General features: G+C 63.3%; 18 protein-coding genes and 2 pseudogenes. 12 read left to right on the plus strand and 8 right to left on the minus strand.

Annotation, left to right across the window (positions count from 1 at the left end; translation table 11 throughout):
- Positions 1-76: 76 nt before the first annotated feature.
- Positions 77-1105: a histone deacetylase family protein gene (locus tag PVE35_RS00355; protein ID WP_277373415.1), complete on the minus strand. Its 1029-nt coding sequence runs from the start codon at positions 1103-1105 to the stop codon at positions 77-79.
- A 211-nt stretch (positions 1106-1316) separates the two neighbouring features.
- Between PVE35_RS00355 and PVE35_RS00360 the strand changes: the two genes are divergently transcribed.
- The 5 genes from PVE35_RS00360 to PVE35_RS00380 are packed head-to-tail and all read left to right on the plus strand — an operon-like array spanning position 1317 to position 5850.
- Positions 1317-1586 (plus strand): PepSY domain-containing protein, encoded by a 270-nt coding sequence (locus PVE35_RS00360; RefSeq protein WP_268180252.1) that lies wholly within the window; start codon positions 1317-1319, stop codon positions 1584-1586.
- Positions 1587-1640: 54 nt separating this feature from the next.
- Complete coding sequence (locus tag PVE35_RS00365; RefSeq protein ID WP_268180254.1) at positions 1641-1943, plus strand: PepSY domain-containing protein; 303 nt, start codon at positions 1641-1643, stop codon at positions 1941-1943.
- Positions 1944-1953: 10 nt separating this feature from the next.
- Positions 1954-3234 (plus strand): sialidase family protein, encoded by a 1281-nt coding sequence (locus PVE35_RS00370; protein ID WP_277373416.1) that lies wholly within the window; start codon positions 1954-1956, stop codon positions 3232-3234.
- Positions 3227-3817 (plus strand): hypothetical protein, encoded by a 591-nt coding sequence (locus PVE35_RS00375; protein WP_277373417.1) that lies wholly within the window; start codon positions 3227-3229, stop codon positions 3815-3817. Before PVE35_RS00370 ends, PVE35_RS00375 begins: the two co-directional genes overlap by 8 nt.
- Positions 3814-5850: an LTA synthase family protein gene (locus tag PVE35_RS00380; protein WP_277373418.1), complete on the plus strand. Its 2037-nt coding sequence runs from the start codon at positions 3814-3816 to the stop codon at positions 5848-5850. The genes PVE35_RS00375 and PVE35_RS00380 overlap by 4 nt, the downstream gene beginning before the upstream one ends.
- A gap of 75 nt (positions 5851-5925) precedes the next feature.
- On the opposite strand, the gene PVE35_RS00385 is transcribed toward PVE35_RS00380, so the two are convergent.
- The 3 genes from PVE35_RS00385 to adhP form a co-directional block, all read right to left on the minus strand.
- Positions 5926-6918 (minus strand): AraC family transcriptional regulator, encoded by a 993-nt coding sequence (locus tag PVE35_RS00385; protein WP_268180262.1) that lies wholly within the window; start codon positions 6916-6918, stop codon positions 5926-5928.
- A gap of 81 nt (positions 6919-6999) precedes the next feature.
- On the minus strand, positions 7000-7794 hold the full coding sequence (locus PVE35_RS00390; protein WP_268180263.1) for a hypothetical protein: 795 nt from the start codon (positions 7792-7794) through the stop codon (positions 7000-7002).
- Positions 7795-7920: 126 nt separating this feature from the next.
- Complete coding sequence (adhP, locus tag PVE35_RS00395; RefSeq protein WP_268180265.1) at positions 7921-8943, minus strand: alcohol dehydrogenase AdhP; 1023 nt, start codon at positions 8941-8943, stop codon at positions 7921-7923.
- A 302-nt stretch (positions 8944-9245) separates the two neighbouring features.
- On the opposite strand from adhP, the gene purE reads away from it, so the two are divergent.
- The 6 genes from purE to PVE35_RS00425 all read left to right on the plus strand — a co-directional run bounded on the left by purE (position 9246) and on the right by PVE35_RS00425 (position 13195).
- The gene (gene purE, locus PVE35_RS00400; protein ID WP_277373419.1) at positions 9246-9737 is read left to right on the plus strand and encodes a 5-(carboxyamino)imidazole ribonucleotide mutase; all 492 of its coding nucleotides are present in this window, start codon (positions 9246-9248) and stop codon (positions 9735-9737) included.
- 4 nt (positions 9738-9741) lie between these two features.
- A complete protein-coding gene (locus PVE35_RS00405) occupies positions 9742-10827 on the plus strand; it encodes a 5-(carboxyamino)imidazole ribonucleotide synthase (protein ID WP_277373420.1) in 1086 nt (361 codons plus the stop codon).
- A gap of 55 nt (positions 10828-10882) precedes the next feature.
- Positions 10883-11647: an ABC transporter substrate-binding protein gene (locus tag PVE35_RS00410; protein WP_277373421.1), complete on the plus strand. Its 765-nt coding sequence runs from the start codon at positions 10883-10885 to the stop codon at positions 11645-11647.
- Positions 11648-11709: 62 nt separating this feature from the next.
- Positions 11710-11955, plus strand: coding sequence for a GlsB/YeaQ/YmgE family stress response membrane protein (locus tag PVE35_RS00415; protein ID WP_277373422.1), 246 nt, complete (start codon positions 11710-11712; stop codon positions 11953-11955).
- Positions 11956-12022: 67 nt separating this feature from the next.
- Positions 12023-12556, plus strand: coding sequence for a DUF3299 domain-containing protein (locus PVE35_RS00420; protein ID WP_277373423.1), 534 nt, complete (start codon positions 12023-12025; stop codon positions 12554-12556).
- Between the two features lie 171 nt (positions 12557-12727).
- Positions 12728-13195, plus strand: a complete 468-nt coding sequence (locus tag PVE35_RS00425) for an FAD/FMN-containing dehydrogenase (RefSeq protein ID WP_277373424.1) — start codon at positions 12728-12730, stop codon at positions 13193-13195.
- A 566-nt stretch (positions 13196-13761) separates the two neighbouring features.
- Here PVE35_RS00425 and PVE35_RS00430 read toward each other — a convergent pair.
- The gene (locus tag PVE35_RS00430) at positions 13762-14001 is read right to left on the minus strand and encodes a hypothetical protein (protein WP_277373425.1); all 240 of its coding nucleotides are present in this window, start codon (positions 13999-14001) and stop codon (positions 13762-13764) included.
- A 41-nt stretch (positions 14002-14042) separates the two neighbouring features.
- Positions 14043-14468: a hypothetical protein gene (locus PVE35_RS00435; RefSeq protein WP_277373426.1), complete on the minus strand. Its 426-nt coding sequence runs from the start codon at positions 14466-14468 to the stop codon at positions 14043-14045.
- 77 nt (positions 14469-14545) lie between these two features.
- On the opposite strand from PVE35_RS00435, the pseudogene PVE35_RS00440 reads away from it, so the two are divergent.
- A pseudogene (locus tag PVE35_RS00440) lies at positions 14546-15367 on the plus strand (IS5 family transposase); the annotation flags it as partial.
- Positions 15368-15495: 128 nt separating this feature from the next.
- Here the strand turns inward: PVE35_RS00440 and istB are convergent.
- Together istB and istA are read right to left on the minus strand one after the other, a co-directional pair.
- Positions 15496-16251, minus strand: a complete 756-nt coding sequence (gene istB, locus PVE35_RS00445; RefSeq protein ID WP_230927319.1) for an IS21-like element ISPpu7 family helper ATPase IstB — start codon at positions 16249-16251, stop codon at positions 15496-15498.
- Positions 16252-16268: 17 nt separating this feature from the next.
- Positions 16269-17782 (minus strand): annotated as a pseudogene (gene istA / locus PVE35_RS00450) (IS21-like element IS1491 family transposase).

A 17782-nucleotide genomic window follows, 5' to 3' on the forward strand; every position in this document is an offset into this window, starting at 1 on the left:
CGGGCGCGTAGCTGACGCTTTATCCGTCCACTGTTGCAATGCCAGGTCTGACGCCCGGTGCATGGAAAAGCGCCAATTACGCGCCCTCGAACCCTTCCAGCACGTTCACCGCGTTGACCCCGATGGCCTCAACCGCATAGCCGCCTTCCATGATGAATAGCGTCGGCAGGCCCAGCGCGGCGATGCGCTTGCCCATGGCCAGATAGTCCGGGCTGTCGAGCTTGAACTGCGAGATCGGGTCTTCCATGTAGGTGTCCACGCCCAGCGATACCACCAGCACCTCGGCGCCGTAGTCGGCGATGCGCTGGCAGGCCTGCTCCAGTGCCGCGCTCCAAGTTTCCCAGGTGCTGCCCATGGGCAGTGGGTAATTGAAGTTGTAGCCCTCGCCGGCGCCTTCGCCCAGTTCGTCGGCGTAGCCGAGGAAGAATGGGAACTCCTCGGCCGGGTCGCCGTGGATCGAGGCGAACAGCACGTCGCTGCGCTGGTAGAAGATGTCCTGGGTGCCGTTGCCGTGGTGGTAGTCGACATCGAGGATGGCCACCTTTTTGCGGCCCTGATCGAGGAAGGCCTGGGCGGCGATGGCGGCATTGTTCAGGTAGCAATAGCCGCCCATCACGTCGCCAGCGGCGTGGTGGCCTGGCGGCCGGCACAGGGCGAAGGTGCTGTGGACGCCGTGGGCGATCTCGGCCTGGGCGCTGAGCGCCACCTGCGCAGCGCTGTAGGCGGCCTGCCAGGTGCCGGCGGTGATCGGGGCGCCGCCGTCGAAGCTGTAGTAGCCGAGCTGGCCGTGCAGGTCGTTGGGGATCATCCGTCGCAGGGTGCGCGCCGGCCAAGTGAAGGGCAGCAGGTCACCCTTGCCGCCCTGCGCCTGCCAGCGCGCCCAGGCACCCTGGAAGAACTCCAGGTAAGCCTTGCTGTGGATGCGCTCGATGGGCGCCAGGCCGAAATCCTTGGGCGCGCGCACTTCGCCGAGTTGGCGCTGCTTGACGCGGGCGAGGATATGGTCGGCGCGTTGCGGCATCTCGAAGCAGGGCAGCAGTTGCCCGTCGATCAGCTCGCATTTGCCGTGGTGCAGGTGGTGGTCGTCACTGTAGTAAGTGAGCATGCAAAGCGCTCCAGGCTCGTTGTTATGCCTGCATTGTTCGTTCGTCGCGCCGTGCTGGAGAACGCTGCTAATGGCCAAAAGGGGATCGAAATGGCCAAGTTGCACGGGCACAGGGATGCTCGCCGGCAAGATGTAACGGGGTGTGAGCCTTAAGTTTTCGTTAAGCCAGCGCGCCGAAGGTGGCGGCTCCGACACCTCTCAGGAGCTCACCATGCGTCGCCTATTGCTCGTTTCCGCCCTGCTGGCCTGCGCCGCCCCGGCCTTCGCCAAGACCGAATGCACCACAGCCGACCGCTCCACCTGGCAAGACCCCGAGCAGTTCCAGGCCAAGCTCGTGGCCGATGGCTACAAGATCAACAAGTTCAAGGTTACCGAAGGCAACTGCTACGAGATCTACGGTTTCGACAAGGAAGGCCGCAAGGTTGAGATCTACCACGACCCGGTCAGCGGCAAGGCGGTGAAGACCGAGATCGAAGACTGATCTCAATCCTGGTGCCAGCCCTGAGGGCTGGCGCTTCCCTGAAGAGAACCTGCCATGCCTCTTTTAGCCCGAGCCACTCTGGGCAGCCTGCTCCTGCTGGGTGCCACGCCGCTACTGGCAGATGCCGACTGCGCCCGCCCCGACCGCAGCGCCTGGATGCCCGAGTCGCAGTTTCGCGAGCAGATGAAACGCCAGGGCGTGCAGATCACCAAGTTCCGCATTACCCCCGGCCACTGCTACGAGATCTATGGCTTCGACCGTGACGGCCGCAAGCTGGAGATCTACTACGACCCGGTCGACGCCCGCCCAGTAGAAGAAGTCGCCAGGTCATCCCTGGAATCGCCAAGACATCCCTGAGCCACCGACCATGATCTCGACCTTCAAGACCTGCACCCTGCTACTGGGTGCAGCCACGGTGTTCGTCTGCGCCTGGCTCAGCGCCGCGCCCCATGTGCTGGCACCCTTCGCCAGCCAGCCGGCGCAGCCGACGACCGACACAGCTCCGGCTCTGGCCGCGCACTTCGCCTCCTCCGATCTGGAAGATTTCGTCCACTCCGCCTCGATCACCGGTCTGCCCGGCGGCGACCTGATGGCGGCCTGGTTCGCCGGCACACGTGAAGGCGCCGCGGACGTGCAAATCCGCGCCGCGCGCTTCGATGCCACCAGCGGCCAGTGGAGCGCCGAGCGCGTGCTGGCCACCCGTGAAGCCACCCAACGCGCGGTCGGCAAGCACATTCGCAAGCTGGGCAATCCGGTGATCAGTCTGGCACCGGACAACCGCCTGTGGCTGTTCTACGTCTCGGTGTCGCTCGGCGGCTGGGCTGGCAGTGCGGTCAACGCCATGGTCTCCGATGACCTCGGTGAAACCTGGTCGGCGCCCCGCCAACTGGTCACCAGCCCCTTTCTCAACATCAGCACCCTGGTGCGCGCCGCGCCGGTGTTCCATGCCGACGGCAGCATCGGCCTGCCGGTGTACCACGAGTTCCTCGGCAAGTTTCCCGAGTATCTGCACCTGAGCGCGAAGGGTGAGGTGCTGGGCAAGTACCGCATCGGCAAGGGTCGCTACTCCTTGCAACCCACCGTGGTGCCGCTGGACGAGCGCCGCGCCGTGGCCTTGCTGCGCTATGCCGGCGAAGCGCATCACCGTGTGCTGGCCAGCTACAGCGAGGACGCCGGGCGTAGCTGGAGCCGGCCGCAGCTGGTCGAGCCGAGCAACCCCAACTCGTCCCTGGCGGCGGTCGGTCGCCCCGACGGCAGCCTGCTGGTGGCGATGAACGATCTGGAGGACGGGCGTTTCCGCCTGACCCTCTACGCCACCGACGCCAAGCTGGGCAACTGGCGCACCCTGGGCGAACTGGACGAGACGCCCAACCCCTGGGGCGAGCCGATCCCGCGCGACGAATTTCCCGCCGTGGTCGGCGAGAAATTCCGTGCCAGCGGCGGCAGGCCCGAGCAGCAGGCGCAGTTCCTCGAGCGGGTGAGCGCGCGCATGTGCAGCGCCGAGGGCTGCACCTTCGACTACGAGTACCCCTACTTCACCCGCGACCGCGAGGGTACCTACCACCTGGTCTATTCGTGGAACGACATGTTCATCAAGCACCTGGCCTTCAACGAGGCCTGGCTGTCGGAGCGCCGCCCGCATGACTGACTTCTGGCTGCCGCACCTGGCCTTTGCGCTGCTGGCTTTCCTGATCTTCACGCGACTGACGCGCAATACGACACAACGCGGCATCCTGCTGACGGGCTGTCTGCTGCTCAGCCTGGTGCCGCTGCAGGGCATCAGTCTGGCGCTGCACCTGCGCACCTATATCGGTGACCTGTCGGTGGCCAGCCTGGTGCTGCTCGGCTGGACGACCCTGTGCCGCTTCGGCGTGCCTCCTGCCGGCGCCCGTGATCGCCTGGCCAGCCTGGCACTGTTCGCCGGCCTGGCCGTGCTGCTCTACCCGGCGGCGCTGGGCCTGAGTTATGCCGACCCCTACCAGCTAGGCTTCGAGCCGCGGCCGATGCTGCTGGTGCTGGGCCTGCTGTGCGCGGTGCTGATCGTCCAGCGCAGTTGGTTCGGCGCCGTGGCACTGGTACTGGCGACCCTGGCCTTCGCCCTGCGCCTGGGTGCCTCGGCAAACTATTGGGACTACCTGATCGACCCCTACCTGGCCCTCTACAGCCTCGGCGCGCTGCTGATCGCAGGCGGACGCTGGCTGTTGGCCCGTCCGACAAGGAACCTCGCATGAGCTGGCTGAAATCCCGCCGCCTGCATTACCTGGCAGGCCTGACGGCGCTGCTGTTCGTCCTCTTTGCCGCCCTGCGCGGGCTGTTTGTACTGGGCTTTTCTGCCGTCGACAGCGTCAGCGACCCGGACGTGCTGCCCACCCTCGGCATCGGCCTGCGCTTCGATCTGCGCCTGGCCCTGCTGTTGATGCTGCCGGCAGGGCTTCTGCTGGCCTTGCCCAGGCTGCGCCTGGCGCGTTTTCGCGCCGTGCGCTGGCTGCTGCGTGGTTACCTGGTGTTGGCCGTGGCGGCGCTGGGCCTGTTGTACATCATCGATTTCGGCCACTACGCCTATCTGGGCGTGCGCCTCAACGCCACGGTGCTGCGCTTTGCCGGCGATGCGCAGATCTCCGCCGGCATGCTCTGGCAGACCTACCCCGTGCTGTGGATAACCCTGGCCTGGCTGGCCGGTGTGGCGCTGTGGGCCTGGGCGTTGCTGCGTCTGGAACACATCACTCTGGATCGCCCGCAAGCGCAGCGAGTCGGCGTATTGCCGGCAATCGGTGGTGCGGCAGTGGTGGGCGTGCTGGTGTTCTTCGGTCTGCTCGGCCGCGCCAGCGCGCTGAACCTGGAAAACCCGGTGCCGCTGCGCTGGAGCGACGCCTTCTACAGCGGCAACAGCCAGATCGGCGCGCTCGGCCTCAACCCGGCGCTGTTTCTCTTCGACACCCTCAAGCTCGAACCCGCCGCCTTCGACGAGGCCGCCACGCGCGAACACTACGCGGTGGTTGCCGATTACCTGGGCGTCAGCGAACGCGATGCGCAGGGGCTGAACTTCTTCCGTCACCAGCCGGTGCAGGCACACCGCATCCAGGCCGAGCGCCCGCCCAACGTGATTTTCGTCATGCTCGAATCCCTCGGCACCAGCGCCGTGGGCGCCTACGGCAACCCGCTGAACCCGACGCCGAATCTGGATCGCCTGGCCCAGCAAAGCTGGTTCTTCCGTCACTTCTACGTGCCGGTCACCGGCACCGCCAAGACGGTGTGGGCGAGCATCACCGGCATCCCCGACGTATCGCGCCAGGAGACCGCCACGCGCAATCCGCTGATCGCCCGCCAGCGCACGCTGATCAATGCGCTCGACGGCTATGAGAAGTTCTACATGATCGGCGGCAACGCCGGCTGGGCCAACATCAACGCGCTGATCCGCCAGAGCATCGACGGCGTGCAGCTCTACGAGGAGCGCCACTGGCAGTCGCCGCAGGTGGATGTGTGGGGTATCTCCGACCTGGATTTCTTCAAGGAAAGCACGCGCATCCTCGGCGCCCTGCCCAAGGACAAGCCGTTCTTCGCCTACCTGCAGACCTCTGGCAACCACCGCCCTTTCACCATCCCCAAGGACAACGACGGTTTCGAGCCACTCGACCTGCCGCTGGAACAGGTGCAGCAGGCCGGCTCGCGCAGCGTCGAGCAGTACAACGCGGTGCGCCTGCTGGACTTCAACATCGGCCGTCTGATGGAGCTGGCCAAGGAGCAGGGTTTTTACGACGACAGCATTTTCGTCTTCTTCGGCGACCACAACACCCGCATCAGCCAGATCCCGCACATGGCGCCGGCCTTCGAGCAACTGGGGCTGGAGAGCAACAACGTGCCGCTGCTGATCCACGCGCCGAAATGGCTGGCGCCGCGCGAATTCGACGAAGCCGTGGGCCTGGCCGATCTGCTGCCGACGGTGGCCGGCCTGGTCGGCGTGCCCTTCGACAACGGCGGTCTCGGCCGCGACCTGCAACTGCCAGCGCCGGAAGGCGAGCGCGTGGTACCGCTGGTGCTGCAGGAAGGCACTTTCCCGGTGATCGGCGCGGTGACCCGAGATTTTCTCGTGCAGATGCAGCACGACGGCAGCTCGCCGACCCTGCACGACCTGCGCTCGCCAACACCGCGCGACAACGTCGCCGAACGCCACCCCGAGGAATTCAACCGTTTGTTGGGACTCAGCCGCGGTTTGCACGAAGCGGCGCGCTTGCAGATGTATCGCAACGTGCAGGTGGAGGAGTAAGGGGCCGGTGCGCGCGGCGCACCCTACAAAGGCATGCGCCGTGCCGGCTCGTAGGGTGCGCCATGCGCACCAGCCCTACGCGCGAAAGCGACTCGGCGCTACGCCACTCCAGCGCTGAAAGGCATGGCGGAAGCTGGCCGTCTCGCTGAAGCCGAGTACCTCGGCGATGCGGTACACCGGCCATTGCTCTTCGCTGAGCAATGCCTTGGCGCGCTCGAAGCGCAGCTCGTCGAGCAGGCCCTGGTAGCTGGTGTCCAGCTCCTGCAGATGGCGGCGCAGGGTGCGCGGCGAGCAGTGCATCTGCTGCGCCAGGTTCTCCAGCCCCGGTGGCTCAGCCAGTTGTGCGGCGAGCAACTGGCGCACTCGCTCCAGCCAGGCCTGGCGACTGCTGAACTCGGCGTTCTGGCGACGGCAACGCTCGATCATGGCGCCATGGGTGACGCTGTCGGCCAGCGGCAGGCGGCGTTCCAGAAGCGCCGCGGGGAAGGCGAAGGCGTTGGCGCTGGCGGCGAAGACCAGCGTACAGGGAAAGCTATCGGCGTAGCGCGCGGCATAGCCTGGGCGCGGGTGGCGAAAGCACGCCTGGCTGACGGGCAAGGGCTGGCCGAGCAACTCATCGCAGGTGAGCTTCATCGACGCCAGGCACATCTCTACGTTGAAAGCTTCCAGCGCCGCACGGTCGCGATAGTCGCTGGCGCGTATCCAGGCCAGATCGTCGTCCACCAACAGCTCCAGGCGGAAGTAGGTACCGAGCAATGCCGGGTATTGCAGCAGCAGGCGCAAGGCGTCACCAAGGGTATCAGCCGACAGCGCGGCGTAACCCAGCAGCCCATAGGAGGAAACGTGCAGGCTGCGTCCCAGCTCCAGCCCCAGATCGGCGCGCAGGGCCAGGGCGTTGGCACATACCTGCAGCTCCTGCACTCGGGTGATGCGTGCGTCGGCATTGTCCAGATCGGCCGCACCAATTCCGCTCCCGGCCAGCAACTGCGGGCGCAGCTCGGGCTGGTCGGCGAAACGTTGCAGGATCAGAAAAACCACATGCAGGGTCGTCAGCGGGGCATGCAACATGATGCGTTCCGTTTGCGTGGGTCAGCAAAAGAACGCAAGAAACATGCCGCCACTTATGGGCTTCAGGCTGTCAGCAACTGCTCAGCGGTTACGCAGAATGGCGTTGATGAAGTCGCCCTGGTTGGCTTCATCGGCATGGGTGGTGAGCTGCAGCCGGCCGTCCTTCTCGTGAAGCTTCAGCCGTTCGCCGAAGCGGCAGTCGACACCCTTCAGAGTCTTGGCTTCGGCCTTGTAGCGATCGTCCTTTTCGCACAGGTAGGCCATCTGATTGACCACCTCGCCGCAGAAGCTCGGTACGCTGAGGCCGATCAGTTGTTCGTCGCTGAGCGCGCTCCAGTCAACCTGGGTCGCTAATGGGGTGCCGCAGGCCTTGGACGCTTCGCTGTCCATCTCTTGCAGGCGGGCACTGTAATCGGCCACACGCTGCTTGCGGTCAAAGGCCGCCAGGCGAGCCTGTACGCCGTCCTTTTCCTGTTTTTCATAGAGGGCGAGCAGGTCGGCAGGCTTGAGCGCCTTGGACTTTTCCTCGTCATAGCTGAGCTCGAAGCCCTGGGTATCGGGCAGGTTGAGCTGGTAGCTTTCGCCGCCCCAGGCGCGACGCTTGTTCAGCAGGTTGTAGTCGCGACCGTCGAGGCGGATACCGTAATCGCGTTGCTCGTTACCCAGCTCCTGCACCTCGGTGAGGAACACCACTTCATCGAGCGGATGGTTGATACCACGCACCTGCACTAGGGCCTGCTTGCCGTCGGCGGTGGGGGCCAGGGCCAGGCTGACGCCCTTGCCGGCATCGAATACCTGCGGATGTTTGGCCAGTTCGAGAGCGCTTACCTGGAGGGAGAGCAGCGCAAGGGCGAAAAACGGTAACGCATGTTTCATGAGTGGCACGTCCTTGTACGGATGAGGGGGCACTCAGTATAGGCAACCGTCTGCCGGCATTCTGTGCGCTCGTCCTCGTCCGGTTTGTAGGAGAAGTGCCAATCCTTGGCGCTTTCCCCGCAAGCGTCAGAAGCTCAACACCACGCGCCCTTCGATCTGGCCTTGGCGCATCTGATCGAAGATGCCGTTGATGTTGTCCAGGCTGTCGCTGTGCACCGTGGCCTTGACCAGACCCTCATCGGCGAAATCCAGTGCTTCCTGCAGGTCGGCACGGGTACCGACGATGGAGCCGGTGATGTGGATGGCCTTGAGCACCACATCGAAGATCGGCGTGGGGAAGTCACCCGGCGGCAGGCCGACCAGGGCCACCGTGCCGTGGCGACGCGCCATGCCGATGGCCTGGCCGAAGGCCGCGTTGGATACCGCGGTGACCAGCACGCCATGAGCACCGCCGATATCCCGTTGCACCACCTCGGCCGGGTTCTCCTTGCGCGCATTGATGGTCAGGCTGGCGCCGAGCTTGCGTGCCAGCTCCAGCTTGGCGTCATCGACATCCACTGCGATGACATGCAGGCCCATGGCGCGGGCGTACTGCACGGCCACGTGGCCGAGGCCGCCGATACCGGAGATCGCCACCCACTGGCCGGGTCGGGCCTTGGTTTCCTTGAGCCCTTTGTACACCGTCACCCCGGCGCAAAGAATCGGCGCGATTTCCAGGAACTCGACGTTCTTCGGCAGAATGCCGACATAGTTGGGGTCGGCCAGCACGTATTCGGCATAGCCGCCGTTGATCGAATAGCCAGTGTTCTGCTGGCTTTCGCAAAGTGTTTCCCAGCCGGTCAGGCAGTGTTCGCAGCAGCCGCAGGCGCTGTACAGCCAGGGCACGCCGACCCGGTCGCCTTCCTTCACACGGGTCACGCCGCTGCCGACCGCCGCCACGTAGCCGACCCCCTCATGGCCGGGAATGAATGGCAAGCTGGGTTTCACCGGCCAGTCGCCCTCGGCGGCGTGCAGGTCGGTATGGCACACGCCTGACGCTTCGATCTTCACCAGAATCTGCCCTGGGCCTGGCAGCGGCGTCTTCACCTCCTCGATACGCAGCGGCTGCCCGAAGGCGTGGACGACGGCGGCTTTCATGGTCTGGTTCATGCGCTGTTCCTCTTGCATGCGAGTGTCTGGCCAGTGTGCGCGCCTGGTACTCGTCGACATTGCTCCAGAGCAAGGTTTGAGTGATTTCCCGGCGCGCTGCCGTTGGCGTGACAAACGGTCATGGGCAATGCCCGCCCATCGCGCCTTTGCGTTATACTGCGCGGCCTTCGGCCGGCAACGCCCGGCCAACCGAATCATCACAAGCCACGCTGGCCTGCCCGCGTGGCTTGTTGGTTTTTGACGCGCCCTGCTGGGCACACCTATGACGCGCCGCATGGCGCCCGAGATGAAGAGGCACGACGATGAGCGCACTGGTTGGCGTGATCATGGGCTCCAAGTCCGATTGGTCCACCCTTAGCCACACCGCCGAAATGCTGGACCGGCTGGGCATCCCCCACGAGGTCAAGGTGGTGTCCGCCCACCGCACCCCGGATTTGCTGTTCCAGTACGCCGAAGAGGCCGAGGCCCGTGGCATTCAGGTGATCATCGCCGGTGCCGGTGGCGCGGCCCACCTGCCGGGCATGTGTGCGGCCAAGACTCATCTGCCGGTACTCGGCGTGCCGGTGCAGTCGTCCATGCTCTCGGGCGTCGACTCGCTGCTGTCGATCGTGCAGATGCCCGCTGGCGTGCCGGTCGCCACCCTGGCCATCGGCAAGGCCGGCGCGGCCAACGCCGCCCTACTCGCCGCCAGCATCCTCGGCCATCAGTACCCGCAGTTCCATGCCGCGCTCAAGCAGTTCCGCCAGGAACAGACCGAGACCGTGCTGAACAATCCGGATCCGCGCGAGGCCTGAAGCAATGAAGATCGGTGTGATCGGTGGCGGCCAGTTGGGCCGCATGATGGCCCTGGCGGGCACCCCGCTGGGCATGAGCTTCGCCTTCCTCGACCCGGCGCCGGACGCCTGCGCCCAGGCACTCGGCGAGCATATCCGCGCCGACTACGGCGACCAGGATCACCTGCGCCAGCCGGCCGACGAGGTGGATCTGGTCACCTTCGAGTTCGAGAGCGTGCCGGCCGAAACCGTGGCCTTCCTCTCGCAGTTCGTGCCGGTCTATCCGAGCGCCGAGGCGCTGCGTATCGCCCGCGATCGCTGGTTCGAGAAGTCCATGTTCCGCGAGCTGGGCATCCCCACGCCGGAGTTCGCCGATATCCAGTCGCAGGCCGACCTCGACGCGGCAGTCGCCAGCATCGGCCTGCCGGCGGTGATGAAGACCCGCACCCTGGGCTATGACGGCAAGGGCCAGAAAGTGCTGCGCAAGCTGGAAGACGTCACTGGCGCCTTCGCTGAACTGGGCAGCGTGCCGTGCATCCTCGAAGGCTTCGTACCCTTCAGCGGCGAGGTGTCGCTGATCGCCGTGCGTGCCCGCGATGGCGAAACGCGTTTCTACCCACTGGTGCACAACACCCACGATAGCGGCATCCTCGCCCTGTCCATCGCCAGCACCGAGCACCCGCTGCAGGCGCTGGCCGAGGATTACGTCGGCCGTGTGCTGGACAGGCTCGATTACGTCGGCGTGCTGGCCTTCGAGTTCTTCGAGGTGGATGGCGGCCTCAAGGCCAACGAGATCGCCCCGCGCGTGCACAACTCCGGGCACTGGACCATCGAAGGTGCCGAGTGCAGCCAGTTCGAGAACCACCTGCGCGCTGTCGCCGGCTTGCCGCTGGGCTCCACCGCCAAGCTGGGCGAAAGCGCCATGCTCAACTTCATCGGCGCAGTGCCACCGGTGGAGCAGGTCGTCGCCATTGCCGACTGCCACCTGCATCACTACGGCAAGGCCTTCAAGGCCGGGCGCAAGGTCGGCCATGCCACGCTGCGCAGCGCTGACCGTGCCGGCCTCGATGTCGCCATCGAAGCCGTGCAGGCCCTGATCGCAAAAGGCTGAGCTGGCGTTTTGCGACTACGCTCTTGAATGACCATGGTCGTTCAAGAGCTCCTCCATGAAGCGTCTAGTCGCGTTCTTTCCTCTACTGTTCGCCCTGACCTGCGGCGCTGCGCAGGACGTGCTGCGCGTCGACTTTCGCGAGCGTACGCCGGAAATGCGCGTGGTTGACGGCATGCCCAGCGGCCCGCTGATCAGCGTGCTGGAAACCGCGGCCCAGCGTGTTGGTGTCGAGCTGCATTGGCGCCAGGCCCCTTTCCTGCGCAGCCTCGAAGATCTGCGCTCCGGGCGCATCGACCTGGTGCCACGGGTATTGGTCACCGAACAGCGTCGCGCTTATGTTCATTACCTCCCCAGCATCGGCAATCAGCCGCTGCACATTCGCTTCGTCGTGCGCCCCGGCCAGGAAGCCCGCCTGAGTGGCTACGAAGATCTCTACGAGCTGGCCCTGGGGGTCAAACGTGGCACCGCCTATTTCGAGCCATTCGACAGCGACGACCAGCTCGGGCGCATCTACGCCAGCGACGATACGCAACTGGCGGCCATGTTCCGCGCCGGTCGCCTCGACGCCATCGCCGTGCTCGACCGCATCCCCATGGAAGCGCAGTTCGAGGCCTTGGAATTTCACGACTACAGCTATGCCCATTACGCTCACCGGCAGGTACTGGGCAACCACTTCGGCGCCTCGCTCAAGCGTTATCGCAGTGACCGACGCGAACTCTACGATCGCCTAAGTGCGGAGCTCGAGCATATGCGCGAGCAGGGCGAAGTGGCGCTGATCTATCGCCGTCATGGCGTTGCGCCACCCGGCGAAGCGAACTGACCTGCCGTTGGCCTGTCCCATACAGGGCCTGCCGCTTGAGCGGCCTTATAGGAGACATGCTAATGAGCATCATCGGCACCATTTTCATCGGCCTGATCGTCGGTCTGGTCGCACGCTTTCTTAAACCCGGCGATGACAGCATGGGCTGGATCATGACCATCCTGCTCGGCATCGGCGGTTCCATCGCCGCCACCTATGGCGGCCAGGCACTGGGCATCTACCAGGCCGGGCAGGCTGCTGGTTTCATCGGCGCGGTGATCGGCGCCATCGTTCTGCTGGTAATCTACGGCGCGATCAAGAAGGGCTGACCTGCCCTCCTGCGCAGGAGCCGGTACGCCGGCTCTCGCTTACCGCCGCCACGAGATCCCTCACACCATGCGCCACCTGTTGCTCGTTCTACTGCTATTCACCGGCCTGGCCCGCGCCGAACTGCCGGAAACCGACTGGCTCGACCTCATGCCCTCGGATGACCGCAAGGCCCTCGAAGAGATGCCCGAGATCAGCCATGATACCCCCGAAGGGGACAGCACCTTCTACAGCAAGGGCGGCCTGCGCCAGCAAGACAAGAACCTGCCGGCGGTGATGTACTCGGCCAAGACCGTCGCCGCGCTGGATGGCAAAGCCATCCGCCTGGGCGGCTACCCAGTGCCGCTGGAAAACGACGAGAAAGGCAACAGCACCCTGTTCTTCCTCGTGCCCTACCCCGGCGCCTGCATCCACGTGCCGCCACCGCCGCCCAACCAACTGGTGCTGGTGCGCTACCCCAAGGGCATCGTGCTCGACGACATCTACGCGCCCATCTGGGTCAGCGGCACGCTCAAGGTGGAAAAGATCAGCAATGACCTGGCCGACGCTGCATACGCCCTGGATGCCAGCGAAGTGCGCCTGGTAACCGACGAAGACCTCTAACTCTGCTATCCCTGCGCGGCTCTGAACGAAAAGTCGTCGAGCGAAGGTCAGGCGAGGCAAAAACGGGTGAGGAAGCGGAGTTTACGAGCTGTAAATGAGCATTCCGAACCCGTTTTTAACGAAGCATCACCGAGCGCAGGCACTTTTCGTACAAAGCCTAGGAGTTCCAGCATGAAAGCTGTTTTCTTGATGTTGCTGTGCCTGCTGTCCACCGCTGCACTGGCCCTGGAGCCCGGCGAACGCCTGGCGCCCTGGACGCTACTGGATCAGTTCGAGGTGCCCTACACCCTGAACGACAAGACCCACATCCTGCTGGTGGCCCGCGACATGGACGGCGCCAAGCTGGTCAACGCCGCGCTTGAAGACAAGCCCAAGGGCTATCTGGAGCAGCGCCAGGCGGTCTTCCTCGCCGATATCAGCCGTATGCCGGGCGTCATCGCCAACCTCTTCGCCCTGCCGAAGATGCGCGGCTACAACTACCGCATCCTCCTCGACCGCGACGCCCGCATCGCCTCGCGCTACCCGGCTGGCGAGGGCGAAGTGCTGTGGTTGCAGTTGGAGGATGGGAAGTTGGTGGAGCAGAAGGTGTTCAAGGAGGCGGGGGCGCTGAAGAGTGCGCTGGAGGCAGGAGGTAAATAGCGTTTACCGAAGAGATGGAGCAACTATTGTTCCTCCAAAAGCTTCTTCACACTATCGTAAAAATACAGGCTTTGCCGGGTCGTGGTTGCGCCATGCCGGCTAATGGGTGTCCCCTTTTCTATTTTGCTACTCTTTCCGTTTTCCTTCGCGTTTATGGTTTGCTCTCGGATTGGACGTAGTTTTTGCCATTCCACGTTAGGCGAGTATTTGGCCCGCAAAAAATATCTCTCATGCCGTGAGATATCTCGTCATATAAACCTATCGAGTCGCACATGAAATTTATATGAATTCTAGATTTTCCGAGATCCAGATAAGCTGTGAGAACAGACTTAGTTATAGGCTTGCAATCTTCTGTATCTGGACATGTGGAGGTAGGCCCAATTTTTGAATATGAGAAGTTCAAAGAACTATCAGCTTTTCCGCCGCCGGTGATGTCGACGTTAATGCTGCCATCATAGAACAGGTCACTTGTCTCTCTTGCTATCTGCTCGGTGGTTACAAGCATTAAAGGGGGGGCGCATCGTGCAGCGGTCGAGAATAACGCCACAGCAATAAGAATAAAAAACTTACTCTTCATATTTGAAGCCTGCTTTGTAATAGTCAGCAATATTTTCTGCAATTTCATGCTTCGTTATAAAGCCATCGCTATTGCGATCATGAAATGTATTCACAGTATATGCAGCTTGCCCATTAGCGTAAATCGTATCTTCTGGCTTCTTCTTTATTATGCTTGGAGTGAAAATGGAAAAATAAACATCCCCTAAGGACCACTCCGAGGTTGGCACTCCGACGTTCCGTGCAGTCATCAGAAAGTACCTCTCAACATATTCTAATTGCTCTACATGCGTCATTTTGCTAGGAGAGCAGTTGTTGTGCCAAGGTCAGCCGCTGTTGAACTCATAAACTGTATCAATCCTGTGGCAGAGGAGTTAGGATTTTTGATCGCCGGATTGAAAGTTCTGCCTGTTTCTAGGGCGATACACGCCATAACATAATTGGGGTCTAAACTCAAATTCTCTCCTAGCGCTAACATCCTTTCCCTGAATCCTTCGGATACTCGCATTCCATAAAGTTCTCTAACCCTTCCCAGCCAAATCAACTTACTCACTTTACTATGGAAATTTTGTAATAGACCATGCGGCTGAAAATGCCAAGCCACCCCATCCGCCGCTATCCCCGGTTGCCCTGCCAATTCCTTCCACCAACTCAGCGTTTTAATCCGTTCCTTCTCTCGCACCCATTGAGGGTTCGGGTCTTCCGAGGTGTGCTCCATCAGCTTGTCTAGGGAAAGTCTGAAGAAGACCTCCCGTTTCTGGTGAAATAGGCCAATCCCGTTGCCCGAGTTTCTCAATGAAGCAAATGACTTTCGCCGACGCCGAATACGCCGGTAAACGTAAGCAGACCCGCAAGGAGCTGTTCCTGATCGAGATGGATCAGGTTGTGCCCTGGAAGGGGTTGGTGGCACTGATCGAGCCGCATTATCCCAAAGGTGAAGGCGGTCGGCCGGCCTACCCGTTGATGGCTATGCTGCGGGTACACCTGATGCAGAACTGGTTCGGCTACAGCGATCCTGCAATGGAAGAGGCCCTGTATGAAACGACCATTCTGCGCCAATTCGCAGGCTTGAGCCTGGAGCGTATCCCGGACGAAACGACCATCCTCAATTTCCGTCGACTGCTGGAGAAGCATGACCTGGCTGTCGGCATTCTCGGTGTCATCAATGGCTACCTGGGCGACCGTGGCCTGTCCTTGCGTCAAGGCACCATCGTCGATGCCACGCTGATTCATGCACCCAGTTCGACCAAGAACAAGGAAGGCAAACGCGATCCCGACATGCACCAGACCAAGAAAGGCAACCAGTACTACTTCGGTGCCAAGGCACATATCGGGGTCGATGTGGAGTCGGGGTTGGTGCACCACATCCATGTCACAGCCGCCAATGTTGCGGACGTCACCCAGGTGGACAAGCTGCTGCATGGCGAAGAGAACATGGTGGCGGCTGACGCCGGTTATACGGGCGTCGAGAAGCGCGAGGAGCATGAGGGGCGCCAGGTCATCTGGCAGATCGCGGCTCGGCGCAGCACGTACGAAAAGCACGGCAAGAAAAGTGCACTGTACAAGGCATACCGCAGCCTCGAGAAAGCCAAAGCGCAGACCCGCTCGAAGGTTGAGTGCGGATTCCACGCCATCCGGCCACCCAGTCCGCTCTCATCTGGCCAGGCATTCCAGGGCCATCTGGCCACCTGTTCCACGGCCATCCGGCCGGGCAGTCGGAGCGCAGCGACGCAGGGGTGGCATTGTTAGTCTGGGTTGGCTGGCGTCGTCAATTTCTGCGTCCGTTTGCGCATTGATTCACCCTTCAGATTGATCCGATAAGCGTTGTGCACCAGGCGGTCGAGGATGGCATCGGCCAGGGTTGGATCGCCGATCAGTTCGTGCCAGTTGTCCACGGGCATTTGGCTGGTCACGAGGGTCGAGCGCTGGCCGTAGCGGTCGTCCAGTAGCTCCAGCATGTCGCGGCGCTGTTCGGCGGTGAACGGCGCCAGGCCCCAGTCGTCGAGGATCAGCAGGTCGGTCTTGGCGTAGCTGCTCATCAGCTTGGCGAAGCGCCCGTCGCCATGGGCCAAGCCCAACTCTTCCAGTAGGCGCGGCAGACGCAGGTAGCGCACGCTGTAGCCGTCCCGGCAGGCCTGGTGGGCCAGGGCGCAGGCCAGCCAGGTTTTGCCCACGCCGGTGGGGCCGCCGATGATCAGGTTGAGGCCGTCGCGTAGCCACTGGCCGCCGCTCAGTTGCAGGATCAGCGCCTTATCCAGCCCGCGCGGGCTGCGGTAGTCGATGTCTTCGAGGCAGGCGTTGTGCTTGAGCCGGGCCTGGCGCAGGCGGCTGCTCAGGCGCTTATCGTCGCGTTCAGTCAGCTCGCGGTCGACCAGCAGGCCGAGGCGTTCCTCGAAGCTCAGGCTGTCGATGTCCGGGGTTTTCAGTTGTTCGTTCAGCGCCTTGAGCATGCCGTGCAGGCGCAGGGTTTGCAGCTTGTCCAGGGTCGGATGGGGCAGCATGGTGAGTTTCCTTGGGTTCAGTGGTAGTAGCCGGGGCCGCGCAGGTTGGCGTGGTCGTCCGGCAGCAGCGGCAGGTTGGCTTGAGCCAGCGGCAGGCTTTCCAGGCCCTGGCACAGGATCGATTCGAGGCTCTTGTAGCTGCACGCGCCGAGGCTGAGGGCGCGTCGGCAGGCCAGCTCCAAGCGCACTTCGCCATGAGTCTTGCCCAGGCGCAGGATGCCCAGGCAGGCCCGGTAGCCCTGCTGCGGATGGATGCGCCGTTCGAGGATGTGCCGGATCACGCCGGCGGTGTTCGGCCCGGTCTGCTCGGCCCAGCGGATCAGCCGCTGCGGCGTCCACTCGGCATGCTCGCGATGGCTCTTGGGCATGTGCTCGGCCTGCGTGCTGTGCCTGCCCTTGTGCATTGAGCGCAGGTGGCTGGCCACTCGCTGGTTGGCGTGGAAACACTCGACGGTGCGCGCCGTCAGGCGCACCTCCACTGCTTCTTCACCAGTTGATACGGCACCGAGTAGTAATGCCCATCGACCTCGACGTGGTAGTCGATGTGCACCCGCGCCTTCTTCCACTCGGCGTAGACGTAGGGTTGCACCGGCAGGGGGCGCAGCGCCGGACGATCCAGGCTGTCGAAGGCCGTCTGGCGCGAGCCCGGCAGCTTCTTGAACGGGCGTTGGTTGAGCCGCTCCAGCAACACGGAGATGGCGCTGTTGAGTTCGTCCAAGGAGAAGAACTGACGGTTGCGCAGGGCCGCGAGGATCCAACGCTCGACCACCTGCACGCCGACTTCGGCCTTGGCCTTGTCGCGCGGTTTGCGTGCCCGCGCCGGCACCACCGCCACTCCGTAGTGCTCGGCCAGGTCGCGGTAGCTGGGGTTGATGTCCGGCTCGTAACGATGGGCCTTGCTTACCGCGCTGCGCAGGTTGTCCGGCACCACGATCTCCGGCACGCCGCCGAGGAAGGCAAAGCAGCGGGCATGGGAGCCTAGCCAGTCCGGCAGCTGCTGCGACCAGGTGGCTTCGGCGAAGGTGTAGCTGGACGCGCCGAGCACTGCGATGAACACCTGCGCCTGGCGGATCTCGCCGCTGTGGCGATCGATAACCGGCACCGTCTGGCCGGCATAGTCGACGAACAGCTTCTCGCCGACGCGGTGCTCCTGACGCATCACCACGTCCAACTTGCCCTGCCAGGCTCGGTAATGCTCACAGAACCAGCTGTACTGAAAGCCCTGCGGCTGGCTCAGGCGGTACTCCTGCCAGAGCAGCGCCAGGGTCACCCCGGGGCGGCGCAGTTCGGCATGCACCCATGCCCAATCGGGTAAAGGCCGCTTCTCGCTGGCAACCGCCGGGGCCGGCGGGAACAGTTGCTGCTCCAACTCGGCATCGGACAACGAACAGGGCCAACTGAGACCACTGGCGGCAAAACGATTGAGGTAGTCGCCGACGGTGACACGACCGACCTGCACGCTGACCGCAATCTGGCGAGCTGATAGTCCGACCTCGAACTTGAGACGTAGTACTTCGCGAATCTTACGCAT

This window comes from Pseudomonas sp. AA-38 (genome assembly GCF_029457475.1).
GTDB lineage: Bacteria > Pseudomonadota > Gammaproteobacteria > Pseudomonadales > Pseudomonadaceae > Aquipseudomonas.

Excerpts from the sequence above, each read along its gene's own strand:
- PVE35_RS00355 (WP_277373415.1), bottom strand. The coding sequence starts at position 1,105 with ATGCTCACTTACTACAGTGACGACCACCACCTGCACCACGGCAAATGC.
- PVE35_RS00360 (WP_268180252.1), top strand. The coding sequence starts at position 1,317 with ATGCGTCGCCTATTGCTCGTTTCCGCCCTGCTGGCCTGCGCCGCCCCG.
- PVE35_RS00365 (WP_268180254.1), top strand. The coding sequence starts at position 1,641 with ATGCCTCTTTTAGCCCGAGCCACTCTGGGCAGCCTGCTCCTGCTGGGT.
- PVE35_RS00370 (WP_277373416.1), top strand. The coding sequence starts at position 1,954 with ATGATCTCGACCTTCAAGACCTGCACCCTGCTACTGGGTGCAGCCACG.
- PVE35_RS00375 (WP_277373417.1), top strand. The coding sequence starts at position 3,227 with ATGACTGACTTCTGGCTGCCGCACCTGGCCTTTGCGCTGCTGGCTTTC.
- PVE35_RS00380 (WP_277373418.1), top strand. The coding sequence starts at position 3,814 with ATGAGCTGGCTGAAATCCCGCCGCCTGCATTACCTGGCAGGCCTGACG.
- PVE35_RS00385 (WP_268180262.1), bottom strand. The coding sequence starts at position 6,918 with ATGTTGCATGCCCCGCTGACGACCCTGCATGTGGTTTTTCTGATCCTG.
- PVE35_RS00390 (WP_268180263.1), bottom strand. The coding sequence starts at position 7,794 with ATGAAACATGCGTTACCGTTTTTCGCCCTTGCGCTGCTCTCCCTCCAG.
- adhP (WP_268180265.1), bottom strand. The coding sequence starts at position 8,943 with ATGAACCAGACCATGAAAGCCGCCGTCGTCCACGCCTTCGGGCAGCCG.
- purE (WP_277373419.1), top strand. The coding sequence starts at position 9,246 with ATGAGCGCACTGGTTGGCGTGATCATGGGCTCCAAGTCCGATTGGTCC.
- PVE35_RS00405 (WP_277373420.1), top strand. The coding sequence starts at position 9,742 with ATGAAGATCGGTGTGATCGGTGGCGGCCAGTTGGGCCGCATGATGGCC.
- PVE35_RS00410 (WP_277373421.1), top strand. The coding sequence starts at position 10,883 with ATGAAGCGTCTAGTCGCGTTCTTTCCTCTACTGTTCGCCCTGACCTGC.
- PVE35_RS00415 (WP_277373422.1), top strand. The coding sequence starts at position 11,710 with ATGAGCATCATCGGCACCATTTTCATCGGCCTGATCGTCGGTCTGGTC.
- PVE35_RS00420 (WP_277373423.1), top strand. The coding sequence starts at position 12,023 with ATGCGCCACCTGTTGCTCGTTCTACTGCTATTCACCGGCCTGGCCCGC.
- PVE35_RS00425 (WP_277373424.1), top strand. The coding sequence starts at position 12,728 with ATGAAAGCTGTTTTCTTGATGTTGCTGTGCCTGCTGTCCACCGCTGCA.
- PVE35_RS00430 (WP_277373425.1), bottom strand. The coding sequence starts at position 14,001 with ATGACTGCACGGAACGTCGGAGTGCCAACCTCGGAGTGGTCCTTAGGG.
- PVE35_RS00435 (WP_277373426.1), bottom strand. The coding sequence starts at position 14,468 with ATGGAGCACACCTCGGAAGACCCGAACCCTCAATGGGTGCGAGAGAAG.
- istB (WP_230927319.1), bottom strand. The coding sequence starts at position 16,251 with ATGCTGCCCCATCCGACCCTGGACAAGCTGCAAACCCTGCGCCTGCAC.